The organism is Isoptericola sp. NPDC058082, from assembly GCF_042885055.1.
Taxonomy (GTDB): Bacteria; Actinomycetota; Actinomycetes; order Actinomycetales; family Cellulomonadaceae; genus Isoptericola.
The window spans coordinates 239,120-254,353 of the sequence record NZ_JBHVSQ010000002.1 but is presented as its reverse complement, the minus strand read 5'-3'; the positions used below and the strand labels follow the sequence as shown (position 1 = coordinate 254,353).

Genomic DNA, 15,234 nt, shown 5'->3' with positions numbered 1-15,234 from the left:
GGAGGACCATGAGCCACCCGCGCGGGTACGACCCCCACGACGCACCGCCCACCCAGGCGATCCCACCGCGCGAGGACGGCACCGGCGTGCTGCCCCCGACCCAGGCGATCGGGTCGCGAGGCGGCGAGGGCACGACGGTGCTGCCGGCCGCGCAGCCGACGGGCGGGTACGACGAGGGCACGACCGTGCTGCCGTCCGCGCACGAGTTCGGCGGGTACGTCGACGGGACGGCGGTGCTGCCGCAGACCCAGGGGTGGGGCGGGTACGACGACGGCACGCAGGTGCTGCCGCCGACGCAGGCGCACGGCGGGTACGACGACGGCACGCAGGTGCTGCCGCCGACGCAGGCACACGGCGGGTACGACGACGGCACGGCGGTGCTGCCGGACGCCGCGCCGCCGCGGCGCACGTCCTCGCGTCCGGTCGGGTCGCTGTCGGCGCCGGGCGCGACGCCCGCCCCGCACGCGCCGCCGGCCCGCCCGGCGCCGCAGCAGCCCGCCGCCCCGGCGCCGCAGCCGGCTCCGCAGCGCGCGGACGCCCCGACGCCGTGGGGCGCGGCTCCCGCGCCCGCGCACGGGGGACCCGCGGGCCCGGGCCGTGCCGCCCCCGAACCCGCGCGGCGCGGCACGGAACCGACGGCAGTGGCGGCGCTGGTCACCGGCATCCTCGGTTTCGTCGTGCCGCTGCTGGGCGTGCTCGCGATCATCCTGGGCGGCATCGGCCTGGACCGGACCCGTCGCCGTCGCTCGGGCGGGCGGGGCATGGCCAAGACCGGCATCGCGTTCGGCTCGATCCAGGTCGTGTTCACGGCGCTCGTGGTCATCGCCGGGCTGTGGCTCTGGAACACCTACGGCGACGACATCCAGCAGGCTCTGGACGAGGCGGAGCAGCTCACGCAGACGGACCTGTCCGTCCCCGACCTGCTGCTCGGCGGGCTCACCGGCGACCTCTCCTTCGGTGACCTGCAGGACCTCGCCGGCACCCTCGGCGACGCGGACCAGCTCCAGGAGCTCGGCGGCCAGTGCCAGGCGGGCGACCCCGTCTCCTGCGAGGACCTCCTGGACCGCCTGCCCGACGGCATCCTCGACCAGCTCCCCGAGGACCTCACCAGCCGCATCCCGGGGAGCTGACTCCGAGACACAGCGCCGAGACCGCGTGGTGGTCCCGCATCTGCCGAGGTAGTACCGGTCTCCGCGAGGTAGTACGGCTCTCCGCGAGGTAGTACGAGATCCCGCGAGGTAGTACTACCTCGGCAGGGTCCGTGCTGCCTCGCGGGGCGACGTCGGAGGGTCGGCGTAGTCTGGTGCGGCACGCCCGGCACCCCGCCGGTCGCACCGTTCCGAGGCCCAGTGACCCCAGAACCCCGTGCGTCCCGGGGAGAGCTGGGCCTGTCGTCGTGCCCGCACACGACTGCCGCGCCGCAGACCCCGCCCGAAGGACCCGCATGAACCTCACCGGCATCGTCCCCGCCCTCCTCGCCGACCCCGGCGCCGCTGCCGCGCTCGAGCACGTCCGGGCGCGCGGCTTCGCGGACGTCGTCGGGCCGATCGGCGTGCGCGCCCCGCTGCTGGCGGCGGCGGCCGAGCGGCGGCCGCTCGTCGTCGTCACCGCGACGGGCCGCGAGGCCGACGAGCTCGCCGCCTCCGTGCGTGCCTACCTGCCTGACGACCGCGCCGACGACGTCGCGGTGCTGCCGTCGTGGGAGACGCTGCCGCACGAGCGGCTGTCGCCCCGCGCGGACACGGTCGCCAAGCGGCTCGCGGTGTTCCGCCGGCTCGCGCACCCGGACCCGGAGCCCGGCCCGACCGGCCCGGTCCGCCTGCTCGTCATGCCCGCCCGCGCGCTGCTGCAGCCGGTGGTCGAGGGGCTGGGCGAGCTGGTGCCGGTCGAGCTGCACACCGGCTCGACGGCGGACCTCACGGACGTCGCCGACCGCCTGGTGGGCGGCGCCTACACGCGCGTGGACATGGTGGAGCGCCGCGGCGAGTTCGCGGTGCGCGGCGGCATCCTCGACGTCTTCCCGCCCACCGAGGACCACCCCCTGCGCATCGAGTTCTGGGGCGACGAGGTGACGGAGATCCGCTGGTTCGCGGTCGCCGACCAGCGTTCCCTCGAGATCGCCGAGCACGGCCTGTGGGCCCCGCCGTGCCGCGAGATCCTGCTCACCGACACGGTGCGCGAGCGCGCGGCGGGCCTCGTGGAGCGCCTGCCCGGCGCGATCGAGATGCTCGACAAGCTCGCCGCGGGCGTCGCCGTCGAGGGCATGGAGTCGCTCGCGCCGGTGCTCGTGGACCGCATGGTGCCGGTGCTGGAGCTGGTGCCCGACGACGCGCTGCTGGTCATCGACGAGCCCGAGCGGGTCCGCCGCCGCGCGCACGACCTCGTCGCCACCACCGAGGAGTTCCTCGCCGCCGCCTGGACGGGCGCCGTCGCGGGTGGGGCCGCGCCGATCGACCTGTCCGCCGCGTCGTTCGAGACGTTCACGGAGGTGCGCGACGTCGCCGCCCGCCGTGGCCTGGGCTGGTGGACGCTGTCGTCGTTCGCGCTCGACGCGGGGGGTGACGAGGGCACCGAGCCCGAGGCCGAGGTGGACGGCGTCACGACCTTCACCGTCGGCGCGCGCGACGTCGAGTCCTACCGCGGCGACCTCCAGCGGGCGCTGGACGACGTGCAGACGCTGCAGCGCGCGGGCTGGCGGCTGCTGCTCACCACGGAGGGCCACGGGCCCGCCAAGCGCATGGTCGAGCAGCTGGCCGCGCAGGACACGGCGGCGCGCATGGTCGCCGAGCTGGGGGAGGAGCCCGAGGGCGGCGTCGTCCTCGTCGCGCCGGCGCTGGTGGGCAAGGGCTTCGTCGCGACCGACCTGAAGCTCGCGGTGTTCAGCGAGTCGGACCTCACGGGGCGGCAGGGCTCCACCACCCGCGACATGCGCAAGATGCCGAGCCGGCGGCGCAACGTCGTCGACCCGCTGCAGCTGCGCGGCGGCGACTACGTGGTGCACGAGCAGCACGGCGTGGGGCGGTTCGTCGAGATGGTGCAGCGCACGCTCGGCGCGGGCGCCAACGCGGCGACCCGCGAGTACCTCGTCATCGAGTACGCGTCGTCCAAGCGCGGGCAGCCGGGCGACCGGTTGTTCGTGCCGATGGACCAGCTCGACCAGGTCACCAAGTACACGGGCGGCGAGGCGCCGTCGCTGTCCAAGATGGGCGGCGCGGACTGGAAGAACACCAAGGCGCGCGCCCGCAAGCACGTCAAGGAGATCGCGGGCGAGCTGATCCGCCTGTACTCGGCGCGCATGGCCACGCAGGGGCACGCCTTCGGCCCGGACACCCCGTGGCAGCGGGAGCTGGAGGACGCGTTCGCGTACGTCGAGACGCCCGACCAGCTCGTGACCATCGACGAGGTCAAGGCCGACATGGAGAAGGCCGTGCCGATGGACCGCCTGGTCTGCGGCGACGTCGGCTACGGCAAGACGGAGATCGCGATCCGCGCCGCGTTCAAGGCGGTGCAGGACGGCAAGCAGGTGGCCGTGCTGGTGCCGACGACGCTGCTGGTGCAGCAGCACTTCGACACGTTCTCCGAGCGGTACGCCGGGTTCCCCGTGACGGTGCGGGCGCTGTCCCGCTTCCAGTCCGACAAGGAGTCGGCCGAGACGGTGGAGGGGCTCGGCAAGGGCACCGTCGACATCGTCATCGGCACGCACCGCCTGCTCACGGGGTCGGTGCGGTTCAAGGACCTCGGCCTCGTGATCGTGGACGAGGAGCAGCGGTTCGGCGTGGAGCACAAGGAGACGCTCAAGCAGCTGCGCACCAACGTCGACGTGCTGGCGATGTCCGCGACGCCGATCCCGCGCACGCTCGAGATGGCGGTCACCGGCATCCGCGAGATGTCGACCCTCGCCACCCCGCCGGAGGAGCGCCACCCCGTGCTCACCTACGTGGGCGCGTACGAGGAGAAGCAGATCGGGGCGGCGGTCCGGCGCGAGCTGCTGCGCGAGGGCCAGGTCTTCTACGTGCACAACAAGGTGGAGACCATCCAGAAGACGGCGTCGCGGCTGGCGGAGCTCGTGCCCGAGGCCCGCATCGGCGTCGCGCACGGCAAGATGAGCGAGCACCAGCTCGACCAGGTGATCCGCGCCTTCTGGGAGAAGGAGCTGGACGTGCTGGTCTGCACGACGATCATCGAGACCGGGCTGGACATCTCCAACGCCAACACGCTGATCCTGGAGCGCGCGGACGTGCTGGGCCTGTCCCAGCTGCACCAGCTGCGTGGGCGCGTGGGCCGTGGCCGCGAGCGCGCGTACGCGTACTTCCTGTACCCGCCGGAGCGGCCGCTCACCGACACCGCGCACGACCGGCTGTCCACGATGGCCGCGCACACGGACCTCGGCGCCGGCATGCAGATCGCCATGAAGGACCTGGAGATCCGGGGCGCGGGCAATCTGCTCGGCGGCGAGCAGTCGGGCCACATCGCGGGGGTCGGCTTCGACCTGTACGTGCGCATGGTCGGCGAGGCCGTGGCCGCGTTCCGCGGCGAGCGCGAGGAGGAGCAGCCCGAGGTCACCATCGAGCTGCCCGTGGACGCCCACCTGCCCGAGTCGTACATCGCGACCGAGCGGCTGCGCCTCGAGGCGTACAAGAAGATCGCCGCGGCACAGGACGCGACCGCGCTCGCGGAGGTGCGGGCCGAGCTGGTGGACCGCTACGGCAAGCTCCCCGAGGTCGCCTCCGCCCTGTTCGACGTCGCCGACTTCCGCAACCACGCCCGCCGTGCGGGCCTCGCGGACGTCACGGCGCAGCGCAAGTTCGTCCGGTTCGCGCCGGTGGACCTCGCGGAGTCGGCGCAGCTGCGCCTCAAGCGGCTGTACCCGGGCACGATCCTCAAGCCCGCGATCCGCGCCTTCCTCGTGCCCTTCCCGACGACGGCGCGCATCGGCGGCCGCCCGCTGCGCGGCGCCGAGGTGCTCGCGTGGGCGCGGCAGCTCATCGACGCGGTGGTGCTCGGGGAGGTCTCGGCCGCGGCGAGCGTCGGCACCGGGTCGCCGAGGTAGTCCCCGGCACGGGGACCACCTCGGCGGGGGCGTCAGACGCCGGGGCGGTTGCCGTCGGGGATGGTGATGGGCGTGGTCTTGCCCGACTCGCCCTTGTTGAGGAACGCCATGCCGAGCGCCTTGACGAACTGGTCGAACAGGCGGAACGACACGGGCGCGACGGGGATGAGGCCCTCGCGGAACTTGATGTACGCCGGCCAGACCGTGCGGATGAGGGCTCGGGAGGCCGGGTCGCGCTTGAGGTTCAGCCACTCGGCGACGTCCTCGCCCAGCTGATAGACCACGAACTCGTTGAGGAACCCGCGCGTGACGCCGAGGTCGACCTGGGCGGTGAGGCCGAGGAGCACCTCGGCGAGGTCCTTGCCCTCGGGCGTGGGCGCCAGCAACGGCGTCAGCACCTGCTCGGACTGGGCGTGCGCGTCGGCCCAGGTCGCGGGGATGTACTCGTCCCTGACGCCCAGGAAGTGCAGCGCCACCTGCCAGTGGTGCAGGAACGCCTCCTCCTCCGCCGCCGACATCCTGATGCCCCACTTCTTCATGGTCTGGTGGGCGAAGGTGCCGGTGCTGTGGAAGGTGACGAGGATGTCCATGTTGCTGATCGGGATCGTCTCGTCCGCGACCGCCTTCCAGTACGGGGACTGGGGCAGGAGGTGGCGCACGGCCGCGTGCACCATGCGGGTCTTGTTCGCCGTGACGATCATCTGGCCGTCGGGCTCGTAGGCGTTGAGGTCGGTGAGGTCGTAGCCGAACGTGAACGTCTTCGCCGCCCGGTCCTGCATGTCGGCCCCGCCCTTGGACCAGTACACGGACTTCGCCTCGCGCGGGATTACGGTGCTCATGATGCCGCCGCCGAGGCCGTAGATGAGGAAGAGGTACAGGTCCTTGCGCCGGTTGAAGTCCGCGGCGAGGCGCAGCTTGTCGCGGTCGGCCCAGTCGGGCAGGCGCGTCGAGCGCTGCAGGAAGCCGGCCAGGTCGGTCGGCAGGCCCGCGGGGACGGGGTGGTCGTTGTCCACCCACGGGCCGATGGCGTCGTTCACCGCGGGAACCTTGCCCGCGTCGAGCACCGACGCCATGATCGCGTCGATCTCGTCGTCCCAGACCCACAGGGGGTCGACGCCGGTGCCGCTGCGCGCCACCGATCGAGACGGGGACCAGGACCAGGCCGCGCCCGGCGCCGCCACGCTCGTCAGGCCGAGCGCCGCGCCCAGGGTCAAGAGGGTGCGTCTGTTCATCTCGTTCACGGGGACCACCTGTTTCCGACGGGGACGGGGCCCCGCGGCGGCATCGTCGTCGACGCCGTCCGGGGGCGGGGCGCCCGTCCGGACCGATGTGCTGGCCGGTTGTTCACGTGTGATTCGCCGTTAACATATGACCGTTGGCGGCGCGGCACAACCCCTGGCCGGGACACGGTAGCCCTCGACGTGCCCGCCCCGTCAGCCGAACGACTGCGCGGCGGCGTGCTCCACGTCGACGAGGAAGGCGACGCGCTCCTCCCCGCGCGGGTAGTCGGCACCGGTGTGCACGCGGGCGATCCTGTCGACGACGGCCCACCCGCGGTCGCCGTCGAGCACCTGAACGACGCGGCCGCGCAGCATGGCCATCTCCCAGGGACGCTCGGTGTGCATCACGGACACGGCGACGCGCGGGTCGCGCCCCACGTTGCGTGCCTTCTGCGAGCGCGGGCCCGTGAGGAACGCGAGGTGGTCGCCCTCCCAGGCCACCCACAGCGGCACGCTGTGCGGCGAGCCGTCGGCCAGCAGCGTCGCCAGGTGCGCCACATGGGGCTCGGCGACGAGACGGCGGGCGGTCTCGGGCAGGTGGGCGGGACCGGGCATCGGGTCGAGGCGGGGCTCGGGTGCGGTCGTCATGACGGGTCGACCCACGCGGGCGCCGGGAATGAGCGCTGGTGCCGCACCCGGGTGGATTTGCCGTCCCGCCAGGTGGAGCGCGGCTTCCGTTCCTAGCATGAGGAGCGGACGGCGCGGCGCGGGCTGGCCGCGCCCTCCGCGAGGGCCCGCGACCCGCGGGCCGGGCACGGGGCGGCGGACGGGGACGCGATGAGCGGCACGATCGACGACGGCGGCACCGGGGTGCCGGGCGACGCGGCGGCTAGGCTCGCCGCGCTCGAGCGCGAGAACGCCGAGCTGCGCGCGCGGCTCGCGGCGGTCGGCGGCCAGTCCGTCGTCGTGGCCGCGGCGCCGGCGGCGCCCCGCGAGCCGCGCCACCGCGGCCGGGCCGCGGCCGCCGTCGTGCTCGTCGTCCTCGGCGCGCTGCTGGCGCCCGTCGCCGTGGTGGCCGCCTGGGCGGAGCGCACGCTCACCGACACGGACCGGTACGTCGCCACGGTGGGGCCGATCGCCTCGGACCCGGCGATCCAGGGCGCCGTCGCCGGCCGGCTCACCGACGTCGTGATGGAGCAGATCGACGTCAACGCCATCGTCGGCACGGTGGTCGACGGCCTGGAGGAGCGGGGGGTCGGGCCGCGGGCGACCGAGGCGCTCACCCAGCTCGAGGGCCCGCTGACCAGCGGCGTCGAGTCCTTCGTGCGTCGCGCGGCCGACGGCGTCGTGACCAGCGACGCGTTCGAGGACGCCTGGGTGCAGGCCAACCGGGTCGCCCACCAGCAGCTCGTCGCGACGATGCGCGGCGAGGGCGGGGAGCTGCTGCAGATCGGGCAGGACGGCCAGCTCACCATCCAGCTCTCCGGCATGATCGACCTGCTCAAGCAGCGGCTCGTCGACCGGGGCCTCGGCATCGCGGCGCGGATCCCGGAGGTGAACGCGACGTTCACGCTCATGCAGACGTCGCAGCTCGTGCAGGTGCAGAACCGGTACGCGCAGGTCGTGGCGCTCGGGACGTGGCTGCCCTGGATCTCGCTCGGCCTGCTGGCCGCGGGCGTGCTCGTCGCGCGGCACAAGGCGCGCACCCTGGTCGTGGCCGGGCTTGCCCTCGCGGCCGGGATGGTGGTGCTCGCCGTCGGCCTCGCGATCGCGCGGGGGATCTACCTCGACGCCCTGAAGGACGTGGTGCTGCGGCTGGACGCGGCCGAGGTGCTGTTCGACCAGGTGGTGTCGTTCCTGCGGGTCACGCTGCGCACGGTCGGCGTGCTCGGCCTCGTGGTCGCGATCGTCGCGTACCTGGGCGGGAGCAGCGCATCGGCGCGGTCGCTGCGCGCGGGCGCGGGCCGCGGGTTCGCGCGGCTGCGGGACTACGGCGAGGGGCGCGGGGTCTCGACCGGGCCGGTGGGCGACTGGCTGGGCCGGTACCGCACCGTGGTCCGCGTGGCGATCATCGTCCTCGCCGCTCTGGTGCTGCTGCTCGCGGGCAGCCCCACCCCGGGGCTCATCATCGGCACCGCGCTGGTGGCCGGCGTCCTCATCGCCCTGCTGGAGCTGGTGGCGCGGCCGCCCCGGCCCGACGTCGAGGCCGCGACCGGCGCGCCCGACGTCCCCGATGTGGCGCAGCCCAGCCGCTGACGGTCGGCGCCGCGCCGACGCCGGCCGCCTGAACCGCGCGCGCCGGGCGGGTGCCGGCCCGGGTCCCTACCGTGGTCCCGTGGACCTCACCGCCGACGCCGTCGTCGCCGACCTGCACGCCGTCGCGGACCCGGCGGCGCACCCGAACCGGCACTACGCCGGGAGCGGCGAGGTGCTCGGCGTCCGGATGGGCACGCTGTTCGACGTGGCGAAGCGGTACGCCGCGATGCCGCTGGACCAGGTGCACCGCCTGCTCGACGAGCCCGCTTACGAGCCGCGGCTCGCCGCGTTCTGCGTGCTGGACTTCGCCGTCCGGCGCCCGCGCGTCACCGACGCCGAGCGGGAGGCGCGGTACCGCACCTACCTCGACCGGCACGACCGCATCGACACGTGGGACATGGTCGACCGGGCGGCGCCGCGCGTCGTCGGGCTCTACCTGCGCGACCGTTCCCGCGAGCCGTTGTTCGACCTCGCCCGCTCGGACGACCCGCTGCGCCGCCGCACGGCGCTGACCGCGCCGCTGGCGTACACGCGGCCGCCGCACCCCGCCGGGATCGCCGACCTGCTGCGCCTCGTCGAGCTGCTGCACACCGATCCCGACCCGGTGGTCCGCAAGCCGGTGGGCATCGCCCTCAAGCACGCCGGCGGTGCCGATCCCGCGGCCGTCCGCGCCTTCCTGGACCGGATGGGCGACGCGCTCGCGCCGCCCCTGCGGCGCGAGGCCCGGCAGAAGCTGCCCGACGAGCGCTGACCGGTGCCGGCCCGGGCGGGTCAGTCGCCCGCGGCCCGCCCCAGCTCGCCCGCGATGCGCTGCTCGAGCGCGTCGGTGGCGGCGTCGGGCAGCACGACGATCCCCTCGAGCTCCTTCATGGCCCGCCGGTACGCGGACTGCCGCTCGGCCTGCGACGAGCCCTCGTCGTCGGCCATCGCCAGGAGCTTCTTCGCCCGGTCGAGGGCCTGCCGCTCGGCGGGGGAGAAGTCGGACGCGCGGCGCCGCTTCGCCTCCCGCTCCGCGACGTCGAACCGGACCTGCATCTCGCGGACCGCGTCGCGGTAGCGGTCGAGGCGGCGGCGGTCGCGCAGCCCGTCCAGGTCGTCGGGTCGGAGGTCCTCGGCCGCCCGGCGGGCGCGGTGGAAGTCGACGGTGACCTGCTCCCGCATGTCGGACATCAGGGGGTACTCGAGCGACTTCACGGCGTCGAGCTCGTACGCCAGCCAGCGCTGCTGCGTCGCGTCGTGCGCGGCCACGGTGCGCTCGATCTCGCTGGTCAGGGCCTCCTCGTCGGCCTGCGCGGCCGGGGCGGCGGGCGGCGGGGCGCCGTGCTTGATGCGGTACATCTCGAGCTTGTCCTGGCGGCGCTGCCGGTCCCAGCTCGAGATGCCCCGCGCGGCACCGCCGACGGCCGGGCCGACGAAGAAGATCAGCCACCAGTACGAGCCGAGGAAGTCCCAGACGCTGTCCACGGGGTCCACGCTATCGGCGCGACCGTGACCGCTGGGTGGTCGAGGGAGCCACCGGGTGGACGCCGGTCTAGGCTGGGCGGGTCAACCCAGCACCGTCGCGGGCGTCAGCGGCCCCGGGCACCTTCGCCTGGGCCTTGCCGCGCGGTCGCCCGCGAGCCCCGTCTGAAGGAGCAGCCCGTGGCAAGCATCGAAGCCGTTGGAGCACGCGAGATCCTCGACTCGCGCGGCAACCCCACCGTCGAGGTGGAGATCGCGCTGGACGACGGCACGTTCGCCCGTGCGGCGGTCCCGTCGGGCGCCTCGACCGGCGCCTTCGAGGCCGTCGAGCGTCGTGACGGCGACAAGGGGCGCTACCTGGGCAAGGGCGTCGAGGGCGCGGTCAACGCGGTCATCGACGACATCGCCCCCGAGCTCATCGGCTACGACGCCGAGGAGCAGCGCATCATCGACCAGACGCTGATCGAGCTGGACGGCACCCCGAACAAGGGCAAGCTGGGCGCCAACGCGATCCTGGGCGTCTCGCTCGCCGTCGCGAAGGCCGCCGCGAAGTCGGCCGGCCTGGACCTGTTCCGCTACGTGGGCGGCCCGAACGCGCACGTGCTGCCCGTGCCGATGATGAACATCATCAACGGCGGGTCGCACGCCGACTCGACGGTGGACTTCCAGGAGTTCATGATCGCGCCGATCGGCGCGCCGACCTTCAAGGAGGCCCTGCGCACGGGCACCGAGGTCTACCACGCGCTCAAGAGCGTGCTGAAGGGCAAGGGCTTCTCCACGGGCCTCGGCGACGAGGGCGGCTTCGCCCCCGACCTGCCGTCGAACTCCGCCGCCCTGGACCTCATCGTCGAGGCGATCGAGAAGGCGGGCTTCACGCCGGGCTCCGACGTCGCCATCGCGATGGACGTCGCCGCGACCGAGTTCTTCAAGGACGGGGCGTACCACTTCAAGAACGGCGAGGTGCACTCCACCGCGGACATGATCAAGCTCTACGAGGGCCTGGTCGCGAACTACCCGATCGTCTCCATCGAGGACCCGCTGTCCGAGGACGAGTGGGCCGCCTGGACGCAGTTCGTCTCCGAGGTCGGCGACAAGGTGCAGGTCGTCGGCGACGACCTGTTCGTCACCAACCCCGAGCGCCTCGCCCGCGGCATCGAGGAGAAGGCCGCCAACTCGCTGCTGGTCAAGCTCAACCAGATCGGCACGCTCACCGAGACGCTCGACGCCGTCACGCTCGCGCAGCGCAACGGCTTCACGACGATGACCTCGCACCGCTCCGGCGAGACCGAGGACACCACCATCGCCGACCTGTCCGTCGCGACCAACGCCGGCCAGATCAAGACCGGCGCCACCGCCCGCGGCGAGCGCATCAACAAGTACAACCAGCTCCTGCGCATCGAGGAGGCGCTGGACGACGCCGGTCGGTACGCCGGCCGTTCGGCCTTCCCGCGCTTCCAGGGCTGACGCCCCCGGACGCCGCACGACGACGGCCGGTCGCTCCCGCGGGGGCGACCGGCCGTCGTCGTCCCGTGAGGTAGTACGAGCCGTGCCGAGGTAGTGGTCCCACCTACTGCCTCGGCACGATCCGAACTACCTCGGCGCGATCCGGACTACCTCGGCGCGATCCGGACTACCTCGGCGCGATCTGAACTACCTCGGCGGGTCTGCTCGCGGGCGCGCCGACGACGGTCCCCGGCCCGGGCGGTGCGGCTCGGCAGAATCGGGGCGTGCCTGCCCGTCGCCCGACCTCGCCCGCCGCCCGCCGCCCGGCGTCGCGGCCCTCGGGGGCGCGCGGCGGCTCCGCACGGCCCACGACGACGTCGAACGCGTCGGTGGGCACCAAGCCCAAGGCGCCGGCGAAGGGCACGAGCAAGGCCGCGAGCAACGGCACGAGCAAGGGCGCCGGCAGCGCGAAGGGCGCCGCCCCAGCCTCCGGCAAGGGCTCCGGAAAGGGCTCCGGCGCGAGCACCGGCAAGGGCACGGCGAGCGGGCGACGCGGGTCGCGTCGGCCGGCGGGGCCGGCGCGCGAGGACCGGCGCCGCAGCCGTTACGGGCTGGTGCTGCCGGAGGTGCTCACCGTCCGGCTCATCGTGCTGTCGGTGGTGGTGCTGCTCGCGGTGGTGCTCCTGCTGCCCACGGTGCGCGGCGCGGTGACCCAGGCGCACGAGCTGGACCGGCTGCGCACGGAACTGGCGCAGAACCGGGCCGAGCGCGACCGCCTGGAGGTGGAGCTCGGCCGCTGGGAGGACCGGTCGTACGTCGAGGAGCAGGCGCGGTCGCGGCTCAGCTTCGTCATGCCCGCCGACAAGGTGTGGCGCGTGGTCGACCCGGACGCCGCGGGGGACGACGACGTCGACCCGGTGACGGGCGAGGCCGTCGGCTCCGGGCCGGTGGGGACGTCCACCGGGCCGAGCGTGCCCTGGTACCAGTCGGTCTGGGAGTCGGTGCGGGTCGCCGACGGCCCCGCGGCCACGGACGACGCCGCGGACGATGCCACGGAGGACGACACCGCGGGCGACGGTCCCGAGCCCGGCGGCTCGGGGACCCCGTCGTCCGGGGCCGGCTGAGCAGCACGATGCGCCGGGCGTGATCCGCTGGGCCGGGCCGCGGACGGCGCCGCGCTCAGCGGCCGCCGGGGCGGTAGCCGAGCCCGGCCGCGACGGCGGCGGCGGCGCCGAGCACGACGGGCACGAGCGACTCGACCCGGGCCGGCGGCATGTACGGGCGGGTGGCGGAGACGCTCACGGCCGCGGCGACGGCGCCGGAGGCGTCGCGCACGGGCGCGGCGACGCAGAGGATGCCGGGTTCGTTCTCCTCCAGGTCGAACGCGACGCCCCGGCGGGCGGACGCCTCCATGACGGCGACGAACTCGTCGGGCGTGAGCACGTCCGCCGCGGGGCCGTCCGAGGCGTCCCCGCCGACGCGCCGATCGGCGACGAACTGCTCGCGCCACCGCTCGGGCTGGTCGAGCAGCAGGGCCTTGCCCACCCCGGTACGCGTGAGCGGCATCCGGTGCCCGACCCGCGAACGCATCTCCGCGCCGCGGGTGCCGGGGATCTTGTCGAGGTAGAGCACCTGGCCGCGGTCCTCGATGGCGAGGTGCACGGTGTCCGAGACCCGGGCGGCGAGCGCCCGGAGCGGCCCGGCCGCGACGTCGGCGACCGGGTTCTCCTGCAGCGCCTGGTAGCCGAGCTCGATGAGCGCGGGGCCGAGCGCGTACCGCCCGTCGTCGAGGTGGCGCACGTAGCCGGTCGCGAGCAGCAGCTGCAGGAGGCGGTGGGTGGTGCTGCGGCCGACGCCGGTCTCGGCGGCGATGTCGCGCAGGCGTCCGTGCCCGCGCGCGACGGCGTCGACGACGGCGATGCCGCGGGCCAGCGTCTGCGTGCCGGGGGGCGGGGGCGCCGCCGGGGCGCGGGTGCCGGCCCGGGCCCCGGGAGGGGGCGCGGGGGCGTCCGGGGAGGCGGAGGGGCTCACGGCGAGGAGCATATCCCGATAATAGGGACGCGGTTCTCATAGTCGGGATCGGCTGCCTACCGTTCCCGATCATGGCCGATGACGCACCCCGGCGCGACGCAGCGCTCGTCGCCCTCGACTGGGGCACCTCCAGCTTCCGCGGTTGGCTCCTGGACGCCGCGGGCGGTGTCCTCGACGAGGTCCGCACGGACGACGGCACCCTCCGCTGCTCCGCGGGAACCGGCTCCGCGCCCGAGCGCGCCGCCGCGTTCGAGCGGACGTTCGCGCGCCTGTGCGGGCCCTGGCTCGAGCGCCACCCGGACCTGCCCGTGCTGGGCGCGGGCATGGTGGGCTCCAACCACGGCTGGGCCGACGCGGGGTACCTCGACGTGCCCGCCCGGCTCTCGCGGCTCGCCGACCACCTCACGCCGGTGCCGGCCGCCGGTTCCGTCGTGCACCTGGTGCCCGGCCTGCGGGTCGTCGGACCGGACCCCGACGTGCTGCGCGGGGAGGAGGTGCAGCTGCTCGGCGCGCTGGAGGAGACCCGCGAGGAGGGCGGGGCGCCGCTCGCCACGGCGGTGCTGCCCGGCACGCACTCCAAGTGGGTGCGCCTCCACGGCGACCGCGTCACGGGCTTCGCCACCGTCATGACCGGCGAGCTCTACGGCCTCCTGCTGCGCGACAGCATCCTGGCCCGCCTCGCCGAGGACGGCCCCCACGGTGACCCGGCGGCCGGGCGGGACGCCGTCGACCGGGAGGCCTTCGACCGGGGCCTCGACACCGACGCGCGGCGGGGGGACGAGCGCGGGCTGGCGGCCCTGCTGTTCACGGCCCGCACCCTGGTCATGGCCGGCGCGCTCCGGCCCGCCCAGGTGGCGGACTACGTGTCGGGCCTCCTCGTCGGCTCGGAGGTGCGGCACGCGCTGCGCGCGGACCCGGCCGCCCTCGTCACGGTGTGCGCGTCACCCGCGACCGCGCGGCGCTACCGCCGGGCGCTCGAGCGACACGGCGCCGCGGTGCGGACGGCCGGGGAGGACGTCGCGGTGCGCGGCCTGTGGCGCGTCGCCCGCGACGCCGGGCTCGTGACGGCCGCGCCGCTCCCCGGGGCCCGGACTTCCGAGCGCACCACGACCCTGTCCAGCACCGAGGAAGGAACCTCATGACGCACCGACCCACCGGCCTCGTCGCCATCCTGCGAGGCGTCACGCCGCCGGAGTCCGTCGACGTCGCGGCCGCCGTCCTCGAGGCGGGGTTCGACGCCGTCGAGGTGCCCCTCAACTCTCCCGACCCGCTCGGGTCGGTCCGCCGCATCCGCGACGCGGCCGGCCCGGACGCCCGCGTCGGCGCGGGCACCGTGCTCACGCCCGAGGACGTGCGCCGCGCCGCCGACGCCGGAGCCTCGCTCGTCGTGTCGCCGAACACGCGGCCCGACGTCGTCGCGGAGACGGTGCGCCTCGGGCTGGAGAGCTACCCGGGGGCGGCGACGCCCACCGAGGCGTTCGCCGCGCTCGACGCCGGGGCCACGGCCGTCAAGCTCTTCCCGGCCTCCGCGGTCGGGGTGTCGGGCCTGCGCGCCTGGGCGAGCGTGCTGCCGACCGGCACGGCGCTCGTCCCGGTGGGCGGGGTCGACGCCACGAACCTGGGCGAGTGGGCGCGCGCCGGCGCGGCGGGCGCGGGCCTGGGCACCTCGCTGTACCGGCCGGGCGACGCCGCCGAGACCGTCGCCGCGCGCGCCGCCGAGCTCGTCCGCGTCTGGGCCGACCACACCGACCACTGACCACGCGTCACACGCTG

12 protein-coding genes are annotated in these 15,234 nt (G+C 74.8%); 8 read left to right on the top strand and 4 right to left on the bottom strand.

Going from position 1 to position 15,234, the window contains the following annotated elements; genetic code table 11:
• The first annotated feature begins 8 nt into the window (after nt 1-8).
• Complete coding sequence (locus tag ACFVS0_RS04135) at nt 9-1,130, top strand: DUF4190 domain-containing protein (RefSeq protein ID WP_430587239.1); 1,122 nt, start codon at nt 9-11, stop codon at nt 1,128-1,130.
• A gap of 314 nt (nt 1,131-1,444) precedes the next feature.
• Nucleotides 1,445-5,050: a transcription-repair coupling factor gene (mfd, locus tag ACFVS0_RS04130; protein ID WP_430587238.1), complete on the top strand. Its 3,606-nt coding sequence runs from the start codon at nt 1,445-1,447 to the stop codon at nt 5,048-5,050.
• Between the two features lie 32 nt (nt 5,051-5,082).
• Here mfd and ACFVS0_RS04125 read toward each other — a convergent pair whose 3' ends face one another.
• Complete coding sequence (locus ACFVS0_RS04125; RefSeq protein WP_430587237.1) at nt 5,083-6,282, bottom strand: oxygenase MpaB family protein; 1,200 nt, start codon at nt 6,280-6,282, stop codon at nt 5,083-5,085.
• 201 nt (nt 6,283-6,483) lie between these two features.
• The gene (locus ACFVS0_RS04120) at nt 6,484-6,918 is read right to left on the bottom strand and encodes a TIGR03618 family F420-dependent PPOX class oxidoreductase (protein WP_430587236.1); all 435 of its coding nucleotides are present in this window, start codon (nt 6,916-6,918) and stop codon (nt 6,484-6,486) included.
• 189 nt (nt 6,919-7,107) lie between these two features.
• Between ACFVS0_RS04120 and ACFVS0_RS04115 the strand changes: the two genes are divergently transcribed.
• Nucleotides 7,108-8,526 (top strand): hypothetical protein, encoded by a 1,419-nt coding sequence (locus tag ACFVS0_RS04115; RefSeq protein ID WP_430587235.1) that lies wholly within the window; start codon nt 7,108-7,110, stop codon nt 8,524-8,526.
• Nucleotides 8,527-8,605: 79 nt separating this feature from the next.
• Nucleotides 8,606-9,277, top strand: a complete 672-nt coding sequence (locus ACFVS0_RS04110) for a DNA alkylation repair protein (protein ID WP_430562388.1) — start codon at nt 8,606-8,608, stop codon at nt 9,275-9,277.
• A gap of 20 nt (nt 9,278-9,297) precedes the next feature.
• Here the strand turns inward: ACFVS0_RS04110 and ACFVS0_RS04105 are convergent, their stop codons facing one another.
• Nucleotides 9,298-9,990 carry a hypothetical protein gene (locus ACFVS0_RS04105; protein WP_430587234.1) on the bottom strand — a complete coding sequence of 231 codons (693 nt, stop codon included), beginning with the start codon at nt 9,988-9,990 and terminating at the stop codon, nt 9,298-9,300.
• Nucleotides 9,991-10,167: 177 nt separating this feature from the next.
• Here ACFVS0_RS04105 and eno point away from each other — a divergent pair, with 177 nt between their 5' ends.
• Together eno and ACFVS0_RS04095 are read left to right on the top strand one after the other, a co-directional pair.
• Nucleotides 10,168-11,451 carry a phosphopyruvate hydratase gene (eno, locus tag ACFVS0_RS04100; RefSeq protein ID WP_430548825.1) on the top strand — a complete coding sequence of 428 codons (1,284 nt, stop codon included), beginning with the start codon at nt 10,168-10,170 and terminating at the stop codon, nt 11,449-11,451.
• Nucleotides 11,452-11,714: 263 nt separating this feature from the next.
• Entirely contained in the window at nt 11,715-12,554 is an 840-nt protein-coding gene (locus ACFVS0_RS04095) for a septum formation initiator family protein (protein ID WP_430587233.1), read from the top strand.
• A 55-nt stretch (nt 12,555-12,609) separates the two neighbouring features.
• On the opposite strand, the gene ACFVS0_RS04090 is transcribed toward ACFVS0_RS04095, so the two are convergent.
• Entirely contained in the window at nt 12,610-13,461 is an 852-nt protein-coding gene (locus ACFVS0_RS04090; protein WP_430587232.1) for an IclR family transcriptional regulator, read from the bottom strand.
• A gap of 71 nt (nt 13,462-13,532) precedes the next feature.
• Between ACFVS0_RS04090 and ACFVS0_RS04085 the strand changes: the two genes are divergently transcribed.
• The gene (locus ACFVS0_RS04085; RefSeq protein WP_430587231.1) at nt 13,533-14,603 is read left to right on the top strand and encodes a 2-dehydro-3-deoxygalactonokinase; all 1,071 of its coding nucleotides are present in this window, start codon (nt 13,533-13,535) and stop codon (nt 14,601-14,603) included.
• Nucleotides 14,600-15,217, top strand: a complete 618-nt coding sequence (locus ACFVS0_RS04080) for a 2-dehydro-3-deoxy-6-phosphogalactonate aldolase (protein ID WP_430548829.1) — start codon at nt 14,600-14,602, stop codon at nt 15,215-15,217. Before ACFVS0_RS04085 ends, ACFVS0_RS04080 begins: the two co-directional genes overlap by 4 nt.
• Nucleotides 15,218-15,234: the final 17 nt, after the last annotated feature.

What these genes read in the sequence shown, in the direction of transcription:
- ACFVS0_RS04080 (WP_430548829.1), top strand. Translation starts at nt 14,600, where the DNA reads ATGACGCACCGACCCACCGGCCTCGTCGCCATCCTGCGAGGCGTCACG.
- ACFVS0_RS04125 (WP_430587237.1), bottom strand. Translation starts at nt 6,282, where the DNA reads ATGAACAGACGCACCCTCTTGACCCTGGGCGCGGCGCTCGGCCTGACG.
- ACFVS0_RS04085 (WP_430587231.1), top strand. Translation starts at nt 13,533, where the DNA reads ATGGCCGATGACGCACCCCGGCGCGACGCAGCGCTCGTCGCCCTCGAC.
- ACFVS0_RS04120 (WP_430587236.1), bottom strand. Translation starts at nt 6,918, where the DNA reads ATGACGACCGCACCCGAGCCCCGCCTCGACCCGATGCCCGGTCCCGCC.
- mfd (WP_430587238.1), top strand. Translation starts at nt 1,445, where the DNA reads ATGAACCTCACCGGCATCGTCCCCGCCCTCCTCGCCGACCCCGGCGCC.
- ACFVS0_RS04135 (WP_430587239.1), top strand. Translation starts at nt 9, where the DNA reads ATGAGCCACCCGCGCGGGTACGACCCCCACGACGCACCGCCCACCCAG.
- ACFVS0_RS04115 (WP_430587235.1), top strand. Translation starts at nt 7,108, where the DNA reads ATGAGCGGCACGATCGACGACGGCGGCACCGGGGTGCCGGGCGACGCG.